22 protein-coding genes are annotated in these 24,671 nt (G+C 37.6%); 16 read left to right on the top strand and 6 right to left on the bottom strand.

Going from position 1 to position 24,671, the window contains the following annotated elements; translation table 11 throughout:
* Positions 1 to 55: 55 nt before the first annotated feature.
* The 6 genes from CH364_RS13780 to CH364_RS13755 all read right to left on the bottom strand — a co-directional run bounded on the left by CH364_RS13780 (position 56) and on the right by CH364_RS13755 (position 8,146).
* Positions 56 to 916, bottom strand: coding sequence for an AraC family transcriptional regulator (locus tag CH364_RS13780; protein ID WP_100744787.1), 861 nt, complete (start codon positions 914 to 916; stop codon positions 56 to 58).
* Positions 917 to 981: 65 nt separating this feature from the next.
* Entirely contained in the window at positions 982 to 1,374 is a 393-nt protein-coding gene (locus CH364_RS13775) for a VOC family protein (RefSeq protein WP_100744357.1), read from the bottom strand.
* Between the two features lie 123 nt (positions 1,375 to 1,497).
* A complete protein-coding gene (locus CH364_RS13770; protein ID WP_100744358.1) occupies positions 1,498 to 3,021 on the bottom strand; it encodes an LA_3751/LA_3752 family putative glycosyltransferase in 1,524 nt (507 codons plus the stop codon).
* Positions 3,022 to 3,371: 350 nt separating this feature from the next.
* On the bottom strand, positions 3,372 to 5,150 hold the full coding sequence (locus tag CH364_RS13765; protein WP_100744359.1) for a glycoside hydrolase family 15 protein: 1,779 nt from the start codon (positions 5,148 to 5,150) through the stop codon (positions 3,372 to 3,374).
* Entirely contained in the window at positions 5,147 to 7,324 is a 2,178-nt protein-coding gene (locus CH364_RS13760; RefSeq protein WP_100744360.1) for a bifunctional alpha,alpha-trehalose-phosphate synthase (UDP-forming)/trehalose-phosphatase, read from the bottom strand. The genes CH364_RS13765 and CH364_RS13760 overlap by 4 nt, the downstream gene beginning before the upstream one ends.
* Before the next feature lie 339 nt (positions 7,325 to 7,663).
* Positions 7,664 to 8,146 (bottom strand): DUF6790 family protein, encoded by a 483-nt coding sequence (locus CH364_RS13755; RefSeq protein ID WP_100744361.1) that lies wholly within the window; start codon positions 8,144 to 8,146, stop codon positions 7,664 to 7,666.
* 189 nt (positions 8,147 to 8,335) lie between these two features.
* Between CH364_RS13755 and CH364_RS13750 the strand changes: the two genes are divergently transcribed.
* The 16 genes from CH364_RS13750 to CH364_RS13670 all read left to right on the top strand — a co-directional run bounded on the left by CH364_RS13750 (position 8,336) and on the right by CH364_RS13670 (position 24,670).
* A complete protein-coding gene (locus tag CH364_RS13750) occupies positions 8,336 to 8,830 on the top strand; it encodes a hypothetical protein (RefSeq protein ID WP_100744362.1) in 495 nt (164 codons plus the stop codon).
* A 59-nt stretch (positions 8,831 to 8,889) separates the two neighbouring features.
* Positions 8,890 to 9,552 carry a DUF4328 domain-containing protein gene (locus CH364_RS13745; protein ID WP_100744363.1) on the top strand — a complete coding sequence of 221 codons (663 nt, stop codon included), beginning with the start codon at positions 8,890 to 8,892 and terminating at the stop codon, positions 9,550 to 9,552.
* Positions 9,553 to 9,572: 20 nt separating this feature from the next.
* Positions 9,573 to 10,337, top strand: coding sequence for a TPM domain-containing protein (locus CH364_RS13740; protein WP_100744364.1), 765 nt, complete (start codon positions 9,573 to 9,575; stop codon positions 10,335 to 10,337).
* A gap of 375 nt (positions 10,338 to 10,712) precedes the next feature.
* Positions 10,713 to 10,946: a hypothetical protein gene (locus CH364_RS13730; protein WP_100744365.1), complete on the top strand. Its 234-nt coding sequence runs from the start codon at positions 10,713 to 10,715 to the stop codon at positions 10,944 to 10,946.
* 2 nt (positions 10,947 to 10,948) lie between these two features.
* On the top strand, positions 10,949 to 11,869 hold the full coding sequence (rpsB, locus tag CH364_RS13725) for a 30S ribosomal protein S2 (RefSeq protein ID WP_100744366.1): 921 nt from the start codon (positions 10,949 to 10,951) through the stop codon (positions 11,867 to 11,869).
* A complete protein-coding gene (gene tsf / locus CH364_RS13720) occupies positions 11,869 to 12,465 on the top strand; it encodes a translation elongation factor Ts (protein ID WP_004787415.1) in 597 nt (198 codons plus the stop codon). The genes rpsB and tsf overlap by 1 nt, the downstream gene beginning before the upstream one ends.
* Positions 12,455 to 13,201: a UMP kinase gene (gene pyrH, locus CH364_RS13715; RefSeq protein WP_004786252.1), complete on the top strand. Its 747-nt coding sequence runs from the start codon at positions 12,455 to 12,457 to the stop codon at positions 13,199 to 13,201. Before tsf ends, pyrH begins: the two co-directional genes overlap by 11 nt.
* The gene (gene frr, locus CH364_RS13710; protein WP_100744367.1) at positions 13,191 to 13,742 is read left to right on the top strand and encodes a ribosome recycling factor; all 552 of its coding nucleotides are present in this window, start codon (positions 13,191 to 13,193) and stop codon (positions 13,740 to 13,742) included. The genes pyrH and frr overlap by 11 nt, the downstream gene beginning before the upstream one ends.
* A 6-nt stretch (positions 13,743 to 13,748) precedes the next feature.
* Complete coding sequence (locus CH364_RS13705; RefSeq protein ID WP_100744368.1) at positions 13,749 to 14,462, top strand: isoprenyl transferase; 714 nt, start codon at positions 13,749 to 13,751, stop codon at positions 14,460 to 14,462.
* Positions 14,459 to 15,370: a phosphatidate cytidylyltransferase gene (locus tag CH364_RS13700; protein WP_100744369.1), complete on the top strand. Its 912-nt coding sequence runs from the start codon at positions 14,459 to 14,461 to the stop codon at positions 15,368 to 15,370. The genes CH364_RS13705 and CH364_RS13700 overlap by 4 nt, the downstream gene beginning before the upstream one ends.
* A gap of 30 nt (positions 15,371 to 15,400) precedes the next feature.
* A complete protein-coding gene (gene dxr / locus CH364_RS13695; RefSeq protein ID WP_100744370.1) occupies positions 15,401 to 16,561 on the top strand; it encodes a 1-deoxy-D-xylulose-5-phosphate reductoisomerase in 1,161 nt (386 codons plus the stop codon).
* Complete coding sequence (locus CH364_RS13690; protein ID WP_100744371.1) at positions 16,558 to 18,264, top strand: site-2 protease family protein; 1,707 nt, start codon at positions 16,558 to 16,560, stop codon at positions 18,262 to 18,264. The genes dxr and CH364_RS13690 overlap by 4 nt, the downstream gene beginning before the upstream one ends.
* A 43-nt stretch (positions 18,265 to 18,307) precedes the next feature.
* Positions 18,308 to 20,068, top strand: coding sequence for a proline--tRNA ligase (locus CH364_RS13685; protein WP_100744372.1), 1,761 nt, complete (start codon positions 18,308 to 18,310; stop codon positions 20,066 to 20,068).
* Positions 20,069 to 20,263: 195 nt separating this feature from the next.
* Entirely contained in the window at positions 20,264 to 21,451 is a 1,188-nt protein-coding gene (gene trpB, locus CH364_RS13680) for a tryptophan synthase subunit beta (protein ID WP_100744373.1), read from the top strand.
* A complete protein-coding gene (gene trpA / locus CH364_RS13675; protein ID WP_100744374.1) occupies positions 21,452 to 22,252 on the top strand; it encodes a tryptophan synthase subunit alpha in 801 nt (266 codons plus the stop codon). It begins immediately after the preceding gene.
* A 90-nt stretch (positions 22,253 to 22,342) separates the two neighbouring features.
* Positions 22,343 to 24,670, top strand: coding sequence for an adenylate/guanylate cyclase domain-containing protein (locus CH364_RS13670; RefSeq protein WP_100744375.1), 2,328 nt, complete (start codon positions 22,343 to 22,345; stop codon positions 24,668 to 24,670).
* Position 24,671 lies beyond the last annotated feature (1 nt).

Genomic DNA, 24,671 nt, shown 5'->3' with positions numbered 1-24,671 from the left:
CTGTTTATAAAAACTCTATTTTAATTCTAACTAACTTTGGGAGAAAATTGATTTGCTAATGAATGGGAAAGTAAATATCCGTAATACGTTTATTGTCCTTTTTTTCAAGTGGATTCAAATAACATTCCCAAGGTGGTTGGTTTTTTAATCGGAAGGAAGTTGTTTTTATATAATCATTCAAAATCCAATCATAGATTTTTGGAAGATTGTGATAACTACCATGGAAACGAATTTGTAAATACCTTCCTGCTGGAATCGTTTGAATTCCAAATCCATCTGGAATGTTTTTTTGCAAATTTCCTACAGTGATTCCTAAATCAAAACGTATTTTTCCTTTTGGGGAAATTTCTGGATCGTCTTGGCTAATCCCGATCCATTTGTGATTTGTGTCTGAAAAATTCCATTTTTGAATTAAAGATAAAATGGAACGTACTTCTTGACTCCCTGGAACTGGACCGGGGAGTTCTTCGTAACTTCCGATGTGACGGACATAAATAATCGAAAATGAAGATATAACTTTGATTTGGAATCCAAATTTTGAAATACCATCTGGAATCGTTAGGTTGTCGTTTCTTGATTTTTTAGTTTCCTTTTGGAATTGTTTTCGAAACTCAGATGGTGTACAACCTATCACACGTTTAAAAGCTTTTGAAAAAGCTTCATGAGATAAGAAACCTGACTCAATGGCAATTTCTAATATAGGAAAATTTGTGATTTTTAATTCGTAAGCAGCTTTTTCTAAACGTAATCTACGAATGTATTCTTTTACATTTTCTCCTTGGATGGATTTAAATAACTTATGAAAATGCCATTCGCTATATCCTGTAAAAAAAGCAATTTGATTTAAGCCAATGAATTCTTCCAGTTGTGTTTCTATTTTGTTCCAAACAGGATAGAGGTTAGGTGGTTTTTGCAAGAGAGGAACCTTTTTACTTTCTGGAAGAAAAGTAAAAAAGATTCCCAAGTTTGTCTTTCCAATTTTTATTTCGAATTTCTTTCTTGGACGATATCGATCCCAATTCCATTTGGATCAACTAAGGTAAAATGGACGTCTCCCCATTCTTCGGTAATAAGAGGAAGATCGATGGGTGCTTTTTTTTGTACCATTTTTTCAAATTCTTTTTTTACATCTTTTGATTCAAAAATAAACCAAATCCCTTTTCCTGGATAAGAATTTTGAAAATATTTTTTTTTTACCTGCGGTTGGTTTGGTTTCATAATTGCTAATTCAATCTCTGGTCGATCCGGTAAACAAAGTAGTATAAACCAGTCTGATTCAAATTTTGTATTTAACCCTAACCATTGTTCGTAAAATTGTTTTGTCTCGATTAATTTTTCAGTAATGATTCCTGTTTGGATTTGTTGGAATGCCATATTTTCTCCTTGTAACTATCAATATTATACAAGGAAGGGTAGATGTAAGTTGGATCATTTTTGCGATTTTTCTTTGGGTGCATTTCTTATGCAACCAGGCTCCTCGTTCCAATCTTTGCTTTGCTAAGGATTTTCGCTGTGTTCATTTGTTTTTACGCATCTTCGGCTAAGGATTCTTTTTGAATGCTCCTCCTCCGTACATCTATATCCATGTTGGACAGACTCCGCAATGATGGAATCGTATATTCCTTTTTCATATTGATTGTATTTGGTTTGTTTTTCGACAGTAGCAATTAAAAATTCGCTCAGCATATTTTTTTCAATGTTATAAAAAAGATATTTAACTAGATATGGATTCTTAATGCAAAGTACCTTCTTTTCAATTAAATCTAATCCGTAGGCACCGGATAAAAGTTCATTGGTAGTAACAATTAATTTGGAATTCAAAGGAGTAATTTCTTTTTTTAATTTTGTGAGTTCTTTGTTTGCGAAAAAGAAAATGCTCGATACTATGATGGCGCATACGGAGGTCCAAATAGTAAGAATAGAGAAGACTGTTTTTTTCTTTTGTATTTTCTCTATCTGTTCGTTTAATATAAAAGATAACGGATATACCAGTAGTAAAAGATATCTACCAGTCAAGGTAATTCCATCATTTGGAGAAGTGATTCCTACAATTAACAAGAATATCATCGATATGCAGAAATGATAAAATAGAGTTTGGTTCTTTGATAACTGTTCTTTGCTCAGTTGGACCAAAGCAAACAAAAGGATTGGACTTTGCAGAAAAAAACCTAGAGACCAACCATCGGATCTTGGAAATGTAAATGACATCGAAAGAAAAATCATGATTTGGTCCCAAATGGATCTAGAATTATAAGCAATCGTTGCCAAGTAACGAGTACCCATTGGATGTGAATAACTATATTGGTTCCATAGAAGGAATGAGGCCAAAATTATTAAGAAAATAATGTAACGAATTGGGTTAAGAGTTTCGACTAGTGATTTTTTTTTGATGAAAAAATCTATGATGAATATAGTAACTTGAATCGATATAAAAAATAAAACACCTTCAAGCCGAAACCAAATGGCTAGGCCAAGAAAGAAGTTACCTAAAAGCCAATCTTTTGTGTTTTGATTTTCGAAGGCCTTTAGTAAGAAAATATATCCATATCCGGAAAGTAGTAGGAAAATCGCATTTTCCGAAAAATCAATGAGTAATGGAAATACAACCGTTCCGAATGTAATCAATAATAAAACTGGAAGTTTGATAGAGTTGTCATTTAGAAGTTTCAAGAAACCTAATAAAAATAAGAAGTTTAGGAAGGGAAGAAATTTGAACGGAACAAAGGCTAACAGTGAGTAGAAAAAAGTGAATGCAATTGGATAGTTCCCAATTAATCTTTCTTGGTTTTGGAATATAAAACCTTCGTTAAATGGACTTAATAAGAATAGGGGATCGAAATCATAAGAGGGATAAATAATACTCTCTGTTTGCCATTGTTGTTTCCAAAGCGAAATGACTTGGATCATTTTGACAAGAGGATCTGATAAGTAAAAACTATCTACCTGTACCAGAAGTTGAACCAAAGGTAAAACAAGTGCTAAAGCTAGTAAAATGACGTTTTTTCTTTGTAAAGTAATCACTTTTCATTTGTTAACTTTATCTTGAAATTTTGCAAATATAAAATCAATTTGTGAGCGATTAAATTCTACCTTCGAGAAGTTAGTTGCCGGAAATTAATTAGAATTTGAGTTTTATATATATTCTAAACCAAATCGACATACTTTTTTAATGTTATCGTATTGGTTTGTATTTTCTTTGTGTCTAGTAGCATGGGTTAAGCAGAAAGTTCGTCTATTGGGCAAATAACACAGGGTTTACAAAAAGATAGCTCCAGGTTTTGGTCTTTTTGTGTTTATTTTTAAGAATATCGAATATAATGTAAAAAATTGGAATTTGTAATTTTTTGTATTATATTAACCTATATATTAAGTTACCAAAATAAACTCTTTGTTTTTTTCTCAGAGATTTTATGAGCTGCGTTAACTAATCCTACATGGCTATAAGTTTGTGGAAAGTTTCCCCATTGATTTCCTGAATTCGACTCGATATCTTCACTATATAAACCGACATGATTTGCATGATTCGTTACTTCATTAAATAATTTAATTGCTTCATCTAAACGATCCATACATGCTAATGCTTCTACATACCAAAAAGTACATACTAAAAAAGTTGTTTCAGGTTTCCCGAAATCATCGTTATGTAAATATCGGTATAAAAAACCATCATCCGTTTTTAGCGTTTTTTCTATTGCATTGAGATGATTCTTGGCCTTTTCAGATTTTGGATCTAAGTATCCTAATGTAATTAATTGTAACAAACTTGCATCTAAATCCTTTCTCCCCTGGGCTTGAGTATAGCAACCCAATTCAATATCAAAACAGGCTTCTATATTTTTTTCTGCATCGTTCATTAGCGATTCAGACTTTCGCAGAAGTTCTTTTTCCCCTAATACTGTAGCTATTACTTTTACAGCTTTTGCGCCAACCCAGTGGAACAAAAAAGTATAACAATGTTTTTGTGAAAAATTTCTGAATTCCCAAAGGCCTGCATCTGGTTCGGACATCGTAAGCTCAATTTTGTCTAATATATTTCTTATTAAATTCAAATTATGAAATCTGTTCTTTTCGGGAATACGTTCATCTAAATATAAAGGCAATAATGAAAGTAAAATTTGACCATAAGCATCATTTTGTTTATGAGTATATGCCGAGTTACCTATGCGAACTGGTTGGTTCCCCAGATAACCATCTAAGTTTAAGATTTTTTCTTCTAAAATTGATTCACCAAAAATACTATATAATGGTTGGAATCTTCCGTCTCTACCAGGTGTTAGGTTACTTATGAATTGGGAATACATTTCGAGTTCTTCGAATTGCCCCAAATTAGTTAAAGCATACAATGTATAAAAACCGTCACGTAACCAAGAATAGCGGTAATCCCAATTTCTGCCCGAATTGGGAGCTTCAGGTAAACTAGTTGTTGAAGCAGCAATGATTGCACCTGTATCTTGAAATTGATGTAGTTTTAAACATAAGGCTGACCGAATTTGTTGGCTTTGTGCGAAATTTGGAATAGTGCAATGTTTAACCCAGTTTTGCCAATAGATTTTAGTCTTTGTAAATTCTGATTCAATAAAATCTTCGATAGGCAGTTCTTCGGGTCGAGATTCAAATAAACCGATATAAATATTCTGATTAAGGTGGAAGGAATTTCCAATAGAAATTTGATTTAATGAAACATTTGCGAGAATATGGATTTTAAAATCTGGGTCTTCGAGGAGTAGGTGGTCCGAAAAAACTTTTTTCTCTATTATACTACTCCCATAATTATAGGTTGGCACAATTTCGATTTTGATTTTTATATCTCCATCCAAAGGGATAATTTTTCTGTACAAAGAACGTTTGTATTTTAATTCTCCATTTTTATAATATCGTGGTGCAAAATCAACAACTGCAAAAGATCCCGTTTCCGTGTGAATTTCTGTGCGAAGAATGTTTGTATTTTCTAAATAGCTTTGCGATGTTTTAATTACTTTTGAATTCGGAACTATTGAAAACGAACCGCATCTTTCGTCTATTAGTGAACCGAAAATCGGGGAACTGTCAAAGTTTGGCCAACACAACCAAACAATATCTGCATAACGATTGATGTGTGCTATGTAACTTCCGTTTCCTATTATACCTGAATCATATTTATGTTTTTTCATTTGGTTTCCTTTTTTAAATGGAAAATTAAATTATGAATCCACTGCTGCACTTCTTCCGGTGCATTGAACCTGTATTTTGCGACAGTTTCTGATTTTCCAATTTTTACGGAAATCACTGAATCTGGTAATTCACGGAACATATCTTCATCTGTCGTATCGTCTCCAAATACATAGACGTTTAAATCTGCTTTGGGAACAATTTTAATGGCAGCTTTACCTTTCCCCGTACCATAATCTCTAACTTCAATAATTTTGTTGCCTCTTTGTACAAAGAAACCACTGTTAGATGATATTTGAGATAATTCATCTAACATTTCTCTTGCCGCATTTAACCCTATATCCGGATCTGCATTTCTGAAATGCCAAACTAAGGAGAATTCTTTTTCCTCGGTAAACGATCCTGGAACTCTTTTCGTAAACTCATTTAGATGATTTTTGATTTGGCCTTTCCATTCTAAATTTGAAGAATGTAACGAAGTCCACTTCTCTCCGTATGGTGCTCTATGCCAAGCACCATGTTCAGCTACCAAGTGTAGAGGGAGATTTTGAAAAGTTTCTTCAAGGAAAGTTCTGTTTCTTCCGCTTATAATTGCAATAGATACATTCTGAAATTCTAATAATGTGGATAATGAATTGAGTAATTCCTTTTTAGGAATTGCCAAATGAGGTAATGATTCGAAAGGAACAAGCGTTCCATCATAATCAAAGATTATGAAAATTGGTTTATTATCTGGCGGTAGTAGTATTTCTGATTTAGGTGATAATGTTTTAGTTTGGAAAGCTAAATTTTTAAAATAAAGATCTTCTGTATCAGAATAAATTCTTTTTGCCCAATCATTCACAGTGTTTTCTTTTAAACGGTTGATCATTACATGATTCCGGGATTGAATTTCATTTCCATCCATTTCAATTGCTTCCTGAATTGCACCGGCCATGCCATTTAAGTCATTAGGATTCACCAAAATAGCTTCTGGTAGTTCTGCTGATGCACCAGCCATCTCACTTAGGACCAACATACCGCAGCTTTGCGAAACTAAAAATTCCTTTGCAACAAGGTTCATCCCATCGCGAAATGGTGTGACTATCATAACGTGTGTATTCTTATAAAGAGGGACTAGTTCTTCGAAGGGGAATCCCTTGTATTGATAAAGAATGGGCGTCCAATCTAAAGTGCCATAAGAACCGTTGATGGCTCCGACTTTTTCGTCTATGGCTTTTTTCATAGATAAATAAGATGACACGTCAGTCCTAGAAGGCACTAAAACCAAAACGAATTTACATTTTTTTATCCAATTCGGATTTTGATTTAAAAAAAGTTCAAAAGCACTTAGCCTTTGTAATACTCCTTTTGTGTAGTCCAATCTATCGACTGAAAGAATTTGTTTTAAGTTTTTATGGTTTTTATTTATTTCTTCCGCTATATTATCGCAATCCTTCGAAATTGAATATTGAATAAACTGCTCAACATTAATGCCCATAGGATAGGCACCTGTTTTGGTTAGGTGATTTTTGTGATAGATAATGCCTCTCTCATTTTCAATTCCCAAACACCTTAGTAATGTTCTAAGAAAATATTGTGTATAACTTTGAGTGTGGAACCCAATAAGGTCGGCACCTAAAACACCAGTGAGAATTCTTGTGCGAAACCTTTCAGGCATCAATCGGAAGATCTCAAATGTTGGAAACGGGATATGTAGAAAGAAGGATAAGAATATGTCAGGAAACAAATTTCTTAATATTTCCGGCAATAAAAATAAATGATAATCATGGACCCAAACCCAATCTCCAGGTTTGTATATTTCCGCTACCGATTTTGCAAATTCTTCATTTGCCTCTTCGTATGATTTGAAAGTCACATCCGAATATTCGCAATGAGCAGTAAAGTAATGAAATAATGGCCAAATCGTTTTGTTACAAAAACCATTGTAAAACGAATCAGCTAACTTTTGTTTCAAGAATACAGGAATGGTTCCATGTTCTTCTTTCATTTTTTTTGAATACGATGTTTGTTCCTTTTCAGGAATAGATTTGCCAGGCCAACCCACCCAAATCACTTCATTCCCTAATGATTTCCAATGAGATAAAAAACTGGAAAGGCCGGTGGCAAGACCACCCACATTAGCTGTGCCATCCCATTGGACTGGTAACCGGTTGGATACAAGGATCAGTCTCATTGTATCAATAGGATCAGTTCAAAAAAATATGGCAAGAGCTTTCAGTAAAAAAAATAACAATTAAGCGATTAGAAAAAGTATATAAGTAGATTAGACTATTTATACGTTCAAATGTTCTAAAAAAATATTATATTTTTATTTCGCTATTTTTGAGGATTTTTGTTATCTTTAGAAACGTATTCATGGCTACATTGGAAGGAAACTATTTTGATTCATAGATATACGAACTGTTTTCCAAAGTAGTTCACATTGTCATTTGTCGGTAATTGATTGTGTTTCATTGTTCCACGACCACAATGTCCATGATTATCATTGGCCGGCGATGCGACGAAATCTTATTTAAGTTTTTTCTCGAAGGTAGAGTATGAAATAATACAAGTAAAAACCTAGAACGATGCTGAATGCCCATATATCGGATAACAAAGCCGTTGCTTCCTTGAAATTGACATGTTCTATCCCTCTAACAATATGGAGGATTCCTGCTGCCCCCAGATAAATACCTCCCATCGTTGCCGCAATTCGTAAGGATGGAAAAACTAACGAAGCAATGGCGAGTCCGCCCATAAGTAAATTTGCAAATCCCAGCTCTCTGACGATGATATGTGCTGATTCACTTAATTGCAGAATTCCGGCTGTAAAGGAAGGATTTAATACCTGGCTTAACCCTGCACTTGAGAGTCGGATTCCTATGGCCCAGAAAATAAGCCATTTCCAGGTAAGATCGAGAACCTTTGTTTCTTCGTTACGTAAGTAGATTTCTCCCACAATACAACAGAGTGGTGCAATCACCATAACCACAGAAATATAAATTACGTATCCCATTGTGCTCCTTTTATGCCGGCACATTTCATGAACAATGGTAGATTTTATATTGCCTTGGTTAGGTGTAAAATAGAAAATGATAAGAACCATTGAGGTTGATATTTGTCTTAAAATAGACTTTTTTAGATTATACCTGGAAACTAAATCGGCTCCAGCCCATATCATTTGTTCGCTTGGATGTTTAAGAAAATGAAGATTAGTTTTACAAAAAAAATGATCTTAGATGAAGAATTCGAGGAAAATGGGTTCACTACTTTTTTGATTCGATCTTACTTAAAAGAAGATTTCATTGAAAGGATGGTGAAATTGAAATTTGCTCAATGGAAACTTATTCAGATCTCCTTCACATCCTATACTTATGGAAACGCAATTTGGTTAGAAGGTCAGGGAATTGCAGATGCCAATTCATGGGAATCGGAAGGCCAGTTGATTGAAAAGTCTAAATTAACAAAACATTTCCAGGCATCTTTCGAAAATTCTTCTGTTTCGGGTGACTATGCCGTTCAAAAAATAATCCCAGATGTTCTTTCCGAATTACTCGATAAAGAGCTTTCCGAAAGAATTCAAAATTTAGTTCTATTGAACCGAAATATCAGTTCAATAGAATGGGATTCGCTCATCAATCGATATAAAAATTTAACAAGGGAATTTCTCAAAACGTTTTTTAAAAATGAGAATCTATGAGTTCATTTTGTAGGAGCCTGTTTGGCAATAAACTAATGAGTTTGTATGAAAGGATATAAATGAAAAATATTAAAATTACTTCTGCAACGATCATTATGGTAATCATATCAATGCTGATCCTGATTGATTTAGCTTCTATCAGTATTTATTATAAAAAATATTCATATTACCTTGCGATTAACTCATCTGGTGTGATCTCTGAAACGATCTTATTTTCTTACAATCATGCCATTCAAATACTATCATTTGTATATTTGCTTGGATATGTTATTTGTGGTATGTTTTTTATCTATTGGCTCACCAACGCTTATCTAAACTTGAAGTTAGTATTTCCAGAGCTTACCGGAACGAACTCTCAAATTTTACTTTCTTGGTTTATCCCAATCGTAAGTTTTTATAGACCATATTTGATCATGATAGATTTGTTTACGTATTCAGATCGACTAATTCAAGAGAATGTAGAAACAAAAAAAATGAACTTGAATTTATTGATTGTTCATATTTGGTGGCCTCTCTGGTTAGTTGAGAAAATGTTTTATCTCATAGTTTCGAAATTTGATCCTGATTTATTTAGTATAAAGGGAAATGTAAATTTAAATCAGTTTCAAATGCTTGGGTGTATTATTTCTGTTGCCCTTTCGCTTGTAACCATTGGAATGATATACAAGTATTCGAAAGTTGCGTTATTGCTCGGTTCTGTGATCGAAAAAAAGACCAATTAGATTCTGGTGATCTTCTTGATATGAATCGCAAAATTAAATTAATTGTATATGTTTTGTTTGTTATTGTTTTTGTTTTTTGCCAAACGGAAAAAGTGGCAGATGGCACGATCTTTTTTTCGGATAAAACTTCTTTATTAAATTCTGATTTTATTAAGGAAAAAAATGAATATCTGAAGAATATAAAGAAAAATTATAATCTTGACATTAGGATTTTAGTGATTCATTCCACTGGGCCACATACAATCGAAGATTTTTCTTCAGCAGCCTTTGACCAATATAACATTGGTGGGGATTTAAATAACGGAATTTTTGTTTTACTTGCAACAGATGATCGGAAACTTCGAATTGCAACTGGAACAGGGATTGAGCTTGTTGTTCCGGACGACATTGCTTCGCAGATTATAAAAGAAATGGTTATTTATTTGCGTCAGAATGATCTTGAAAATGCAATCAATGTTGCAATCGAAAGACTGGTTGATAAAGCAAATTCTGTCCCTTGGATTATTGAAAGAAAAAATATCGAAAAAATTTCATCCAATGATTTAAACAAAATATTTGAATTCCAAGGAAAATATGTTTCAAAACAAAAAACTCTAGAGCCCTTTGCTCAAAAATATAGAACAGACTATTTCGCCAAAGTAAAAGTTAAAAATAGAAATGTTTTGGTTTTTGAGAATCAGTATCTAAAGAATATGATAAAATTAGAAAAGAGCAAAAAGGCAACAATGTTGGTAAGGTTAGTCAGTTTGGAACCTGAAACGTATCAATTGTTAAATATCAAATAGAAAGGTTTGATTTTCTTTAGCTTCAACTTTGGAAATTGAGAAATGCAGATTGGTTTATTAGGAAATTCTAATTCTACTAATTCCATTCTAAATTAACACTTCCATCTTCCCGCGCCAGGGACCAGGAGGGCGAAGGTCCGAAGGACGGGAGCGTTAGCGCACCCCGGATGAGGCCCGGTCCATTTTTTCTTGGATTCTGCTCCTTTCGGTTGGATCGGAGGCGCCCCCCAAAAAAAGGATTTTGCCTAAATTTCCCTTTCGTTTTTGAAAGAAAAGGCATTGGAAATCCATTTTGGAACCGCAGGATTCCTTTCCCCTTGACAATCTGCCTAAATTCCAAATCCTGACAGGGAAGCTTGACAAAGGTGCTTTTGGATGAACAAAACCCAAATCGGGAACCTACTTCTCGTGCTTTTTTTGGGACTGATGGCGGGAGCTGTGGCTGGAGTGGTCCTTGACCGACTTCTTGGCACAACATACCTCTCTCGGTTTTTGTTCGATTCACCAGTATCATTAGAGCTTTACATAATTAAAGTCGAGTTCCAGCTAACCCCTGCAAGTATCATTGGTCTTGTAGCGTCTGGATATCTCGCATTAAAAAAGGGGTAAGTATGTCAGTAATTTCCATGAAAAGTCTGCTAGAAGCAGGCGTACACTTCGGTCACCAAACACGTCGTTGGAATCCAAAAATGAGTCCTTATGTTTATACGGCTCGTAACGGAATTCACATCATCGACCTTCAAAAGACTGTTCAAAAAACAAAAGAAGCTTACGATGCTTTGAAAAAACTTACCGGTCAAGGTAAGAAAGTTCTATTTGTAGGAACTAAAAAACAAGCTCGTGGCGCTATTGAAAGAGCCGCACAAGCGTGCAGTATGTACTATGTTTCTAACCGTTGGTTAGGTGGACTTTTGACTAACTGGAACACAGTAAAGAAGTCAATTGCTCGTTTAAAAAGACTAGAGCAAATGGAAGAGAACAACTCTTTCGAACAAGAAGCTAGAACTAAAAAAGAAGCACTTTCACTCAAACGTGAGTTAGAAAAACTCCGCCAAACACTTGGTGGAATTAAAGATATGGCTGTTGTGCCTGAAATTCTTTTTGTGATCGATCCTAAAAAAGAAGAAATTGCTGTAAAAGAAGCTAAAAAACTTGGTTTGAAAGTGTTCGCAGTGATTGATACAAACTGTGATCCAGAACCAATCGATTACCCAATTCCAGGTAACGATGATGCGATCCGTGCGATTTCTCTTTTCCTTGATACTATGGCAAATGCTGTACTTGAAGGAACAGGTGGAGAAGTCATCCAAACTAATTTTGCTGAAGATATGGACGCAGAACAACTTGCACTTGAATACCAAGGTGAGTATGATGAGTCCGGAAAATTCATTATGGACGATGAACTTCCTCCAGTTGCAAAAGACATCCCTGTGGATGCAGAAGCGGCTAAAAAAGCAGCTGAAGCAGCAGCAGCTACAGCGACAACTGAGGCTCCAGCAGAAGTAAAACCAGCTACAGAAGGTAAAGAGTAATGGCAGTTAGCTCCGAACAAATTAAAGATCTCCGCGAACGTACTGGCGCGGGGATGATGGACTGCAAAAAAGCCCTCGAAGAAAAGGGTGGCGATATTGAAAAAGCAGTTACATACTTAAGAGAAAAAGGTTTAGCAAAAGCAGCGAAACGTGCTGGTCGCGAAACTGGTGAAGGTAAGGTTATCGCTTACATTCACGGAACAGGAAAAACAGGAGTTCTAGTAGAACTTAACTGTGAAACTGACTTCGTGGCAAATAATGAAGCGTTTGAAGCTCTTGGAAAAGAGATCGCTTTGCAAATCACTGCGATGAACCCACTGTATGTGAACGAGGAATCCATTCCTCAGTCAGAAATTGACAATGAGATGAGTGTGCAAAAAGCACTTCTTGAAAAAGAAGGGAAAAAAGCAGACCAAATCGAAAAGATCCTTCCTGGTAAAATGAAAAAATACTTCGAAGAGATTTGTCTCATCCACCAAAAATCGATTCGTGACAACTCCAAAACCATCAATGACCTTCTCCAAGAAGCCATTGCAAAGTTTGGAGAGAACATTACTGTTGGTAGGTTCTCGAGGTTCCAAGTAGGTGGGAACTAGTCCTCGTTTCAAAAGAATTCTTATCAAACTCTCCGGCGAGGCTCTTGCCGGTGAGGGTGAACTTGGTATTGATACCAATAAAACATTTTCACTTGCCGGACAAATTAAGGAAGTTCATGACTTAGGTCTCGAAGTTGCTGTGGTTGTTGGCGGAGGAAATATGATCCGTGGAGAAACTTTAGCAAAGTCCGGAATGGATCGAGCAACGGCAGACTACATGGGAATGCTCGGCACCATTATGAATGGACTCGCCTTACAAGATGCATGCGAAAAACAAGGGATGTTTACCCGAGTTCTTTCTGCCATCGAAATGAAATCTGTTGCTGAACCTTATATCCGTAGACGTGCGGTTCGCCATTTAGAAAAAAATCGTGTCATTATATTTGCCGGTGGAACTGGAAATCCGTATTTTACAACGGATACAACTGCTTCTCTTCGTGCGGTGGAAGTGGGATGTGAAGTCATCCTTAAAGCCACAAAAGTGGACGGAGTGTACACTGCGGATCCAAAAAAAGATCCAAGTGCAAAACGTTACTTAGAAGTTTCTTTTATGGAGTCCATCAAACACCGATTAAAGGTAATGGATTCAACTGCACTCAGTCTCTGTATGGACAATAATATGCCCATCATTGTGTTTGATATTTTTAAAGCAGGAAATTTAAGAAAATTAATCGATGGAGAGCCAATTGGTACACTAATCTCCAATTCAGAGGAAGTGATTTTAGATGGTAGATGAAATTATAAAATCCATGCAGTCCAAAATGGACAAAACGGTTGAAGCTTTGAAAAAAGACTTCGGTACGATTCGTACCGGAAAAGCTAGTCCTATGATGGTAGAAGATGTAAGAGTTGACTATTATGGATCACTCACTCCTTTAAATCAGTTAGGTAAAATTGCTTGTCCAGAACCTCGTATGATTCTCATCACTCCTTTTGAAAAAGGAATGTTGAAAGACATTGAAAAAGCAATTTTTGCTGCAAGTCTTGGACTCACACCTAACAATGATGGAACAAGCATTCGTATTAATATTCCTGAGCTAACAGGGGAAAGACGAAAAGAACTTGCTAAAGTGGTCAAACAAAAGGCCGAAGAAAAAAAAGTTGCCATTCGTAATATTCGCCGTGATGCCAATGATGAATTAAAAAAACACCAGGCAGAAATGTCCCAAGATGAACTCAAAGGCCACCAAGATAAAATCCAAAAAATTACGGATTCTTATATTGCTAAATTGGGAGATTTAGAAAAGGAAAAAGAAAAAGAGATCACCACTCTTTAATTTCCTATGAAGTTGAATTCAATCCCTGCCCACATTGCTGTCATCATGGACGGAAACGGAAGGTGGGCCGAAAGCCAAGGGAAAAAAAGAACCGAGGGCCATAGAGAAGGGGCGAACGCAATTGATCGCCTTTTGGATGTGGCCTTGGAATACAAAATCCCCGCAGTTTCCCTTTATGCCTTTTCTACAGAAAACTGGAAACGTCCCATAACAGAAATCCAAGCCATCTTCGGTTTGTTAGTTGAGTTTATTGAAACTAGACTCGATTCCATCCACGAAAAAGGAATTCGCATCCATCACAGTGGAGCAAGAAACAAACTTTCTAAAACTGTTTTAAGTAAAATTGACCATGCGATGGCGGTCACTAAAAAGAACAAAAAACTGACTGCCAACTTTTGTTTGAACTATGGTGGCCATGAAGAAATCCTCAGTAATTTTTCAAGGATCATGGCTGTGCGTAAGTCCAAAAAAGAGGCTTTGGACAAACCCATTAGTCCCAAAGAATTTGAAAAATATTTGTATACATTCCCTTTGCCGCCGGTAGATTTATTGATCAGAACTGCGGGAGAACAAAGGATATCCAATTTTCTTTTGTGGCAGAGTGCTTATGCTGAAATGTATTTCACAAATACCCTTTGGCCGGACTTTGGAAGAACCTCTTTGGAGGAAGCCCTTCTTTTTTTTGATTCCCGAAAACGTAAATTTGGTGGTTTGTTATGAGTGAGACAACACTCCGTATTCTATCTGCAATCGTACTCACTTTCGTATATGTGTTTATGATTTTCCATAGTTCCTTTTACTATTTGGAATTTTATGCCTTTGGTTGTATTACCATCTACTTGGGTTTAAAAGAATTGTATGCATTTTGCAGAAGAGAAGATTCCAAACCTTTTTTTGGAACAGGCCTTATCTTTTCGCTTTTGATTTTTACTGTATACTACATTCAATTTTTAGGCCTTCAATTTGAAGTCACTCCTCCTGCTTTTGTTTTAGAATTGTCAAAGATCCTCCGAGAAGGATTCCATCCGATTCCGTTTTTACTCATAGCTCTATCTCTCACTGTCTGGATTTTACAAATTCTAAAACGCCCGTTAGATGGAGCATTGTTTTCGGCAAGTGCTACCATTCTTGGGCCAATCTATTTAGCGATTCCTATCGGGCATTTTTTACTCCTACTCGCTTTCCCTTTTGGTGCTTATTATATATTTTTAGTGTCTGTGATTACTTTTATGAGTGATGCTGGTGCTTATTTTGGTGGTCGCTGGTTTGGAAAACATCCTGCCGGTCTCAAAATCTCTCCTAAAAAAACTTGGGAAGGCTATGTCACAGGAAATATCACTGCTGTACTCGGTGTCCAAATTCTCAATTTTACTTGGGAACATTTTAGTGGTGTGAAGTTACCGATTGGAGTCATTGAATCCGTTATCGTAGCTTTTGTGGTTTCTATCATTTCGGTGATGGGTGATTTGGCTGAGTCTGCAATGAAACGAGATGCCAAAATCAAAGATTCCGGAAGTTTGATTCCCGGTCACGGTGGGGTTTTAGATTTGGCCGATGCCCTTTTGTTTACCGTTCCTGTGATTTATTATTATTTCCTATTTAAGGGAATTCTAGGTTACGCGGTCTGATTCTCAGATCTGGACCGGTCTAAGAGTTAGATGGTTGGAGTATCCGTATTAGGAATTTCTGGTTCTGTTGGCTCTTCGACAGTGAAGGTACTCCGCCAATTCAGAGATTCCTTTTCTTTACGTAGTTTTTCGGTTCATTCCAATTTAGATCTGGCGAAATCACTGATGGATGAATTTTCTCCAGAAGTGATTTCTATCACCGATTCAAAGTTAGAAGGTAGCCTCGGATCCAAATATAAATCCACGACCATTCTTTACGGGGAAGATTCTTTATCTGATTTGGTTCGTCTTCCTTCTGTTTCAGTCGTTGTCACCGCTGTTGTGGGTGCACGCGGGGTAAGACCTACCATTGCCGCCATTGAAGCCGGAAAAAAAATTGCCATCGCCAATAAAGAAACACTAGTTACTTTTGGGCCACTCATCAATCGTTTGGTGGCAAAACACAATACCTTGATGGTTCCGGTGGATTCCGAACACAATGCACTCTTCCAACTTATTGAAAGAGAAAAAAGATCCAATATTCGTGCCATCACACTTACGGCATCGGGAGGAAGTTTTCGCACTCTTCCTATCGAAGAATTGGAACATGTATCCGTAAAACAGGCATTAAATCATCCCACCTGGTCAATGGGGCCAAAAATCACTGTGGATTCTGCAGGACTGATCAACAAGGGTCTCGAAGTCATCGAAGCTCATTATCTATTTGGATTTTCCTATGACGAAATTGAAGTGGTGATCCACCCGCAATCACTCACTCACGGGATCATTGAAACCATGGATGGTGCTTGTTTGCAATACACGAGCCATCCCGATATGATTTATCCCATTGCCCATTCCTTGTTTTATCCAACACCAACACCAGAGATGTTAATTGAAAGAAAACCTGGAACTTGGAAAACCTTGGAATTTTTTCCTCCTGATTTCAGTCGTTATCCTGGACTTACTTTAGCATTCCAAGCGGGTAGGGCAGGGGGTACGGCTCCTTGTGTTTTTAATGCCGCGAATGAAGAAGCTGTTGCATTATTTTTAGATGAAAAAATTTCTTTTACCGCCATTCCAAAGTTAATCGAATCGGCCTTAAATAAAATTTCCAATTCCTTCCCTGATGATTTGGAAGGATATTTAGAAAAAGATCGGGAATCTCGTAATTATATTCAAAAAGAATTTGTGAAAGGGGGAGTGACTATATGATCGTAATGATATTTGGCGCCGTATTCATGTTAGCTGTTTCTATTTTTATCCATGAATTAGGACACCTCTTATGTGGAAAGTTGGTTGGAGTAGAAGCTCGAATTTTTTCGTTAGGTTATGGAAAAGGGATTTGGAAAAAAAGAATTGGAAAAACCATTTACCAAATCACAGCCATTCCCATTGGCGGTTATGTTCTTTTTCGTGGGGATGATTATTCTAAAAGTAAAAAACCACGACAAGGGGATTTACTTTCCACACCACCACTTCGCCGGATGATTCCTGTTCTCGGTGGGCCATTCGCTAATCTAGTGTTAGGCTTTGTTTTGTTATTTGTATTGGAACTTTCAGGCGATAGCCCTTCTTCCAATCGAATTTTTATTGAAGATGCAAGCAAGGTTTCGAGTCCAGCTTATACAGCTGGGCTTCGCACTGGGGACCAAATTGTTTCCATCAACGGGAAAAAAACTGAAAGTTTTGAAGATATATTTACCAATGTGAGTTTGACTACGGGTGATCCAATCGAAGTTTCTTATAAACGAGAAGAAGAAATTAAAACCGTACAAATTGTACCAAATTTATATTCCGCGGGCGGACATCCAGCCATTGGGGTGATGCCATTTGGAGAAAGAAGGGTCGTTGCCACTTTTACCTACGGGGAACAGATCAGCCATTTTATAGCGAATTTACTCGATCGTGAAGATAAATCTTCAGTTTACTTTCAGGAAAAAATTGAAGAACGAAAAGATGAAATCCCGGAAGAACTTTTAAAACAGAGAGAAATCCAAGAAAGAGAAAAATCCCTTCGTAGGCGTGCTCTATCTTTCCTAAAAGATGGGGATATGATTTTGCAAGTGGCAGGTGTGGATGTTCATACTGTCCCTGAGTTACAAACAGAACTAGGAAAACACCAGGGAAAAACCATTCCTGTTTTGGTAGAAAGAAAAACCTATCCGCTCCTCACTCCTTGGGCGACTGAAACTGTCACAATCCAAATTCCTGTGTTAGGTGCAAATGTATTTGAGTTTTGGGACATTAGACATCCAAAGTTTCCTGAACTTGGGATTCCCTATTTCCGTTTGGATAGCTACGATGCAGAAATTGAGAATCGACTTTCGAATATTAAAATCCAAGACAAAATTTTTGATAAGGCAGATTCTCTTTCTGAATATTTAAAAAACAACTCTGGCAGGAAAGATATTTGGATTGGGAATATGAAATATTCTGCAGATGCCAATTTAAAACCCATTGGGCTTCTTGGTTTTCGCGCTTCTATGAAGTTTGAAGCAGAAAAGTTGCAGAAAGAATCAACCGTATACTCATCATTAGTTGGTGCATCCAATAAAGTTTATGAAAACGTATCCACTACCTTAAAAGGAATAGGAATGTTGTTCTCTGGCTTACTTTCGCCAAAAGAAAATCTTTCTGGACCGATTGGGATTGTACAAATTGCAGGAATTAGTTTAGAATATGGTTGGGTGACTTACCTTGACTTTGTCGCAAAAATTTCACTCGCCCTTATGGTAATGAATTTACTTCCCATTCCTATGGCGGACGGCGGACATATTGTACTCTATGCTTATGAAGCCATTACTGGTAGACCATTGCCAAGAAAAGCAATCGAAGCAATATTTCGATTGGGGTTTTTCTTTCTCATTGGGCTTGGGCTTTATGTTTCATTCAATGACGTAATGCGTATTTTTTAATTTTGATAATTTGAATTGTAGATAAATAAAAGAGAAAAGATCGATGAAAGCTAGTTCCTATTTGATTCCTACGGCAAAAGAAGATCCGCAAGATGCGGTGGTTGCTTCCCATAAACTAATGACAAGGGCGGGCCTCATTCGTAAATCCGCCGCAGGACTTTATTCATATCTGCCTCTTGGACTTAGAATTTTAAAAAAAATTGAAGCCATTGTTCGTTCGGAAATGGACAGAGCTGGTGCCTTGGAATTCCAACTTCCGATTTTAACACCAAGTGAAATTTGGAAAGAGTCTGGTCGTTGGGATAAAATGGGGAAAGAGATGTTTCGTTTGAAAGATCGACATGACAATGAAAGTTGCCTTGGCCCCACGCATGAAGAATCTTTCTGTGTGCTCGTGAAACCAATGGTTCGTTCTTACAAAGATCTTCCTATCAATGTGTATCAAATTCATACAAAGTTTCGCGATGAAATTCGTCCGAGATTTGGGGTGATTCGTTCTCGTGAATTTACAATGAAGGATGCCTATTCTTTTCATTTGGATGATGAGTCATTAGACCAGACTTACCAAACTATGCGAAAAACTTACCGCAGAATTTTTGCAGGAATGGGTCTTTCTACAATCCCTGTGCAAGCGGATTCAGGAAATATGGGTGGTTCTGCTTCTGAAGAATTTATGGTAGTATCGCCGATTGGAGAAGAGACACTTACGATTTGTCCTTCTTGCCAATATTCTGGAAATATTGAAAAAACTCCTGTGCTTCATAATCCAAAGGCAGTGAAACAAGCGTTCGTTGGAAGTGATAAGATCCATACACCTTCTAAAAAGTCAATTGCCGAAGTGGCAGAGTTTCTGAATACCAAAGAAGAAAATTTATTAAAAGCAGTGGCTCTCTTTGCAGATGGGCAATATATTTTAGTGTTTTTAGAAGGAGACCGCGAACTCAATGAAAACAAATTAAAAAACCATTTGGCTTGTAATGAACTAAGACCTATGGGTCCTGCGGAAATGGAGAAACTTGGTCTTGTTCCTGGGTTTATTGGCCCTGGGTTTCCAAAATCAGAAACACTTAAAGTTTTCGTCGATTCGTTAGTTGATTGGAGTTTTGGATACATTACTGGTGCCAATGAAGTGGGCCATCATATAGCAGGGGTTAGGCTGATTAACTTTTTCAAAGAAGAAGAAGTGACTAAAATCGATGTGTCGCAATCCAAAGTTGGGGATCCTTGCCCGAATTGTGGAACTGGACTAACCGCAGAAAAAGGAATTGAAGTGGGTCATATTTTTAAATTAGGCCAAAAGTATTCCAAAGCATTTGACATAACAGTTCTCAATGATAAAGGGAAAGCCACCACAACCACTATGGGTTGTTATGGAATTGGTGTGAACCGATGTATGGCTACTGTCATCGAACAATGTAATGACGATAAAGGAATTTTTTGGCCTGTATCCATCGCACCATTTACTGTTTGTTTGGTGAGTATTGCTAAAAATCCAGACGACATTGCAAAAATTGAATCCATCTACAAAGCTCTTGTTGCGGCTGGAATTGAAGTTCTTTGGGATGACCGAGATCTGGGCCCAGGTTTTAAATTTAAAGATTCCGAACTCATTGGATTCCCCATTAGGCTCACTCTTGGAAAAGGATTTTTGGAAAAAGGGGAAATCACGATCCTCGACAGAAAATCAATGGCCGAAGAAACCATCAGCTTCACAACGAATGAAGACCTAGTTGGAAGGCTGCAAAACCAAATCCGAAATCTTTACGAGAGCATTGAAAAAGCAGTAGAGCAAGTGGAAACATGAACTTCTTTTGATTTTTTCTTTAGAATCAGAGGAAGGGATGGTCTGAATTCGGGTAATGTGATAGAAGGTAGCCATTGGGTGGCGGGTGGATAACCCCACCCAGTTCGATCAGGGCGGGGAGAGTATACCCAAAAACCCCCACCCCCCGCAAAAGAAGCAGTTTTCATATTCCCCCATTCCCGTATCTTGGGATATATGGGCAAAAACCTTCCTGGATATTTTGGTGAATTCGGTGGCCGTTACTCTCCGGAGATACTAACGGAAGCATTAGAAGAGCTTGAATCCACCTATCAAAAGTTAAAGAAAAGTAAAAAGTTCAAAAAGGAACTAGAATACTATTTAAAGAACTATGTCGGAAGACCTAGTCCTCTGACTTATGCCGAACGTCTCACCAAACAATGGGGAGGTGCTCGTATCTGGCTCAAACGCGAAGATTTAAATCATACTGGCGCTCATAAAATTAATAATGCCATCGGACAGGCGCTTATCGCTCGTTTTATGGGGAAAAAACGGATCATTGCAGAAACAGGTGCAGGCCAACACGGCCTTGCGACGGCAACTGTCGGTGCTATGTTCGGAATGGAAACTGTGGTGTACATGGGTGCCGTCGATGTAGAAAGACAAAATCTCAATGCTAAAAAAATTGAGATGTTAGGTGCAAAAATTCTTCCGGTCACAGCAGGAGAAGCGACTCTGAAAGAAGCCACGAGTGAAGCCATGAGAGACTGGGCACTCAATGTATCCACAACTCATTACATTGTGGGATCTGCAATTGGACCTCATCCTTTCCCAACGATCGTTCGTGACTTCCAATCCTTTATTGGAACAGAGGCAAGAGCAGAGTTTAAAAAACGAAATCATAAACTACCGAATGCCATCGTGGCATGCGTCGGCGGTGGATCGAATTCTATTGGAATGTTCCATGCCTTTTTAAAAGACAAACATGTGGCCATCTATGGTGCAGAAGCTGGTGGACTTGGTCCAAAACCAGGAGAACATTCAGCAACTCTCACCTATGGGAAAACTGGATTTTTACATGGTACAAAAACCTTAATCATCCAAGATGAGTTTGGTCAAATTGTACCAGCGCATTCTGTTTCTGCAGGGTTAGATTACCCAGGTGTTGGACCAGAACATGCACATTTGTCCCAAACAGGAAGAGTGGATTACCGAATGGTAACAGATGAACAAGCATTAGATTCCTTTTTGGAGGTCACTCGGGTGGAAGGAATCATTCCTGCGCTTGAGACTGCTCATGCATTTCATGTGGCACGGGACGTGGCAAAGGATCTAGGAAAGAAAAAGGATCTAATCATTTGTCTTTCGGGTCGGGGTGACAAGGATGTAACGGAAGTTTTGCGATTATTGGGTGAAAGAAAGTAAATGAGTAAAATAAAAACTTTGTTTGAGAGTAATCGTTTTAAATCAGCTTTTATTCCTTATTTTACCTTGGGTGATCCAAACTATAACGACTCTATCGAATTTGGAAAAACCATTTTAGACAACGGTGCTGATATTTTGGAACTGGGGATCCCTTTTTCCGATCCCGTTGCAGATGGCCCCGTCATCCAAAGGGCGGTGGCTCGTTCTTTAAAAAATCGTTTTTCTTTCGAAGAAATCTTTCGAGTCACAAAAGCCATCCATGACCACAAACCTGAGACTCCTCTTGTATATCTCACTTACTTCAATCCCATCTACCATTGTGGGATTTCGAAGTTTTTGGACCGTGCCAAGGAATCAGGAATTGTCGGACTTGTGATTCCTGACTTACCTTTTGATACGGAAGAGAGCGAAATTTTGTTTCGGGAATTAAAAGTTCGGGATATGGATCTCATTCACTTGGTGACTCCTGCATCGGAAAAAAAGAGGATCCAAGCCCTTTCTAAAACTTCTTCTGGTTTCATTTACTACGTAACTTCTTTTGGAGTGACGGGAGAAAGAAGGGAGTTTTCGGTCGATTTAAAAGAAAGAATTAAGTTTTTGAAAGATATCATCCAATTGCCAATTTGTGCAGGATTTGGAATTTCCACTCCAGAACAATCCAACCAAATTTCACAGTATGCGGACGGGATCATCATTGGTTCTGCGATCCAAAGGATCATTGAAGAAAACGGTGCCGATCGTTCCAAAACTGTTTCTGCATTGGCAGAATACATTTCGAAGATCAGGGCAGCCATTTCCTAAATTTTTTTCCAATATCCACCAAAAACATTTGAGTCTCTTTAAAAATTCCGGGAAAATGGTCGGAAATTCCCAAACGAATAAAGAGGCTCTATGTCCGACAAAGAATCAAAATCGCTTTCGATTTTGGACTATCTCAGTGTTACCGTTGCCGCACTAGGATCACTTGGTGTGATCATTTCTGTCGTCATGACAGGGTGGGAATACGAATTTTCCTTCCTCATTGGCGGTTTACTCACCCTTCTTACTTCTTCCTATTTTGTATACAAAACCATCGAAAAGGTTTCTAAAGACAAACAGAAGTCAGGTGCTATTTGGTTGTCCTATGTGATCGCCATTTTCATGTATACTTTGGTAAACACATTCCAACCACTCAAGGACTTGGAAGAAAATTCTGTTTCCACTAGGTTCCAATTTTTACGCGGCTCCAATACCAAAACTGAAAGTGAAGGTGATACAGGTCGTATCGAATACATCCAGTTCCAACCACCAGCTAAGGCCCGTAAGGATATTAATATCATCGGTATCACAACCGAATCACTAGAAAAGTTACAAGGAACTTGGCCACTTCCTTGGAGTTATTACGCTGACATCATTGAAACATTTAAAGATTCGAACAATATTCTCATGTTCGATATTTTCTTCGTAGATTATAAACCCGGTCAAACAGAAGAGATGGCAGCCGCTCTTCAAAAGAACCGGAATGTCCTCTTTGACTACCCTATGGAAGTCAGTGCGGAATCAAAAGAAGCGGTTCTCAATTTGGAAAAACGAATTGATATCCTTCGAAAGTTTCAATTAAAAAATGTAATCGATGAAAACGATGCCGGGATTTCTTGGGTTAAATTTCCACAACCTCCCATTGAACCCATTAGTGAGTTGTCAGCTGGTCTTGGTTTTGCGAACGTAAAAAAAGACGAATCTGGTTTGAATCGCAAGATGCCTCTTGTGGTAAAGGTTTATAATTCAGGAAGAGACAGAGAAACAGAATATTTCCCTTCCATCGACCTACTCATTGTTTGTAAATACTACGGTATCGACGTACAAAGAGATGTGGAAGTCAATATGGGACATTATATCAAATTGTCCAATATCCCCAAAAAAATCATCCGAGAGTTCAATATCAAAGAACGTAAGTTTGAAGAAAGGGATGTGATGCAAGTCCCGAACGAAAAAAGAGAAGTGGTCATTCCTATTGATTGGGAAGGACAAATGGAAATCAATTTTGTGGGTGGACGTTATTCCTTTAAACAAAATGAAATTTTCGAAGTCACAAACGATTGGGATGCGGAACTTCTCGAAGCCAACCAAATCAGTAATAAAATTTTTCTTGTCGCGATGTATTATGCAACAGGTCGTGGGGCTTCGAAAGACTCCCACTTATCTCCGTTTGGTGATATGTCTGGAATCGAACACCACGCTCATGCAATCAATACCATTCTAAACCAAGACTTTTTGGCCACAGTTCCCAACTGGGGAATTTTTCTGATTTATGTGGCACTTGGGGTTATGATTGGTTTCTTGCAACCAAGGGTAAAAACACATATCGGTTTTGCGATTATGTTAACTCAGCTTTTACTTTATGTAGTTGCTACGTTGTATATTTTCCAAACCTTCAACCTCATCACCGTTCTTCCATCGGTAACCATCGAACAAATTGTGGTGTTCGTTGCAATCATTGGATTTAGAATCTTAACAGAAGAAGAAAACGTTAAATACATTCGCCAAACATTCTCGAAATTTGTTTCCAAAGATGTTGTGGATGAACTCCTTAAACACCCTGACAACTTAGCACTTGGTGGATCTAAACGAGAAATTACAATTTTTTTCTCTGACGTTCGCGGGTTTACAACCATCTCCGAACAGTTGGGACCAGAAGATTTGGTGAAATTACTGAACGAATATTTGTCAGCTATGACGGACATCATCATTGAATACAAGGGAACCATTGATAAGTATATGGGTGATGCGATTATGGCTTTTTGGGGAGCACCTGTTCCTTTGGAAGACCACGCTTACTATGCTTGTGTGGCGGCTCTCGTTCAGTTAGATTATTTAAAAGTCCTCCAACAAAAATGGGCAGAACGAAATGTTCCAGTGATCGATATTGGTTGCGGTCTTAACTCCGGCCCAGCCGTTGTTGGGAACATGGGATCATCCCACAGGATGGAATATACCTGTATGGGTGATACAATCAACTTAGGATCCCGACTAGAAGGGTCCAATAAAATGTACACCACAAATGTGATCATTTCTGAATACACTTACGAAAAAGTGAAAGACCGAGTGGTCGCTCGGGAGCTGGATTTAGTGCGAGTAAAAGGAAAAACCCAACCTGTTCGGATTTACGAATTGCTTGGAATCACAAACCCAGAAGATATGGAGAAAATGAAGCGGCCTCTCCAAAAGGCGGCAACATGAA

The organism is Leptospira harrisiae (assembly GCF_002811945.1).
GTDB lineage: Bacteria > Spirochaetota > Leptospiria > Leptospirales > Leptospiraceae > Leptospira_A > Leptospira_A harrisiae.
The sequence above is the reverse complement of the archived record's forward strand: the minus strand, read 5'-3'. Positions and strand labels throughout refer to the sequence as shown.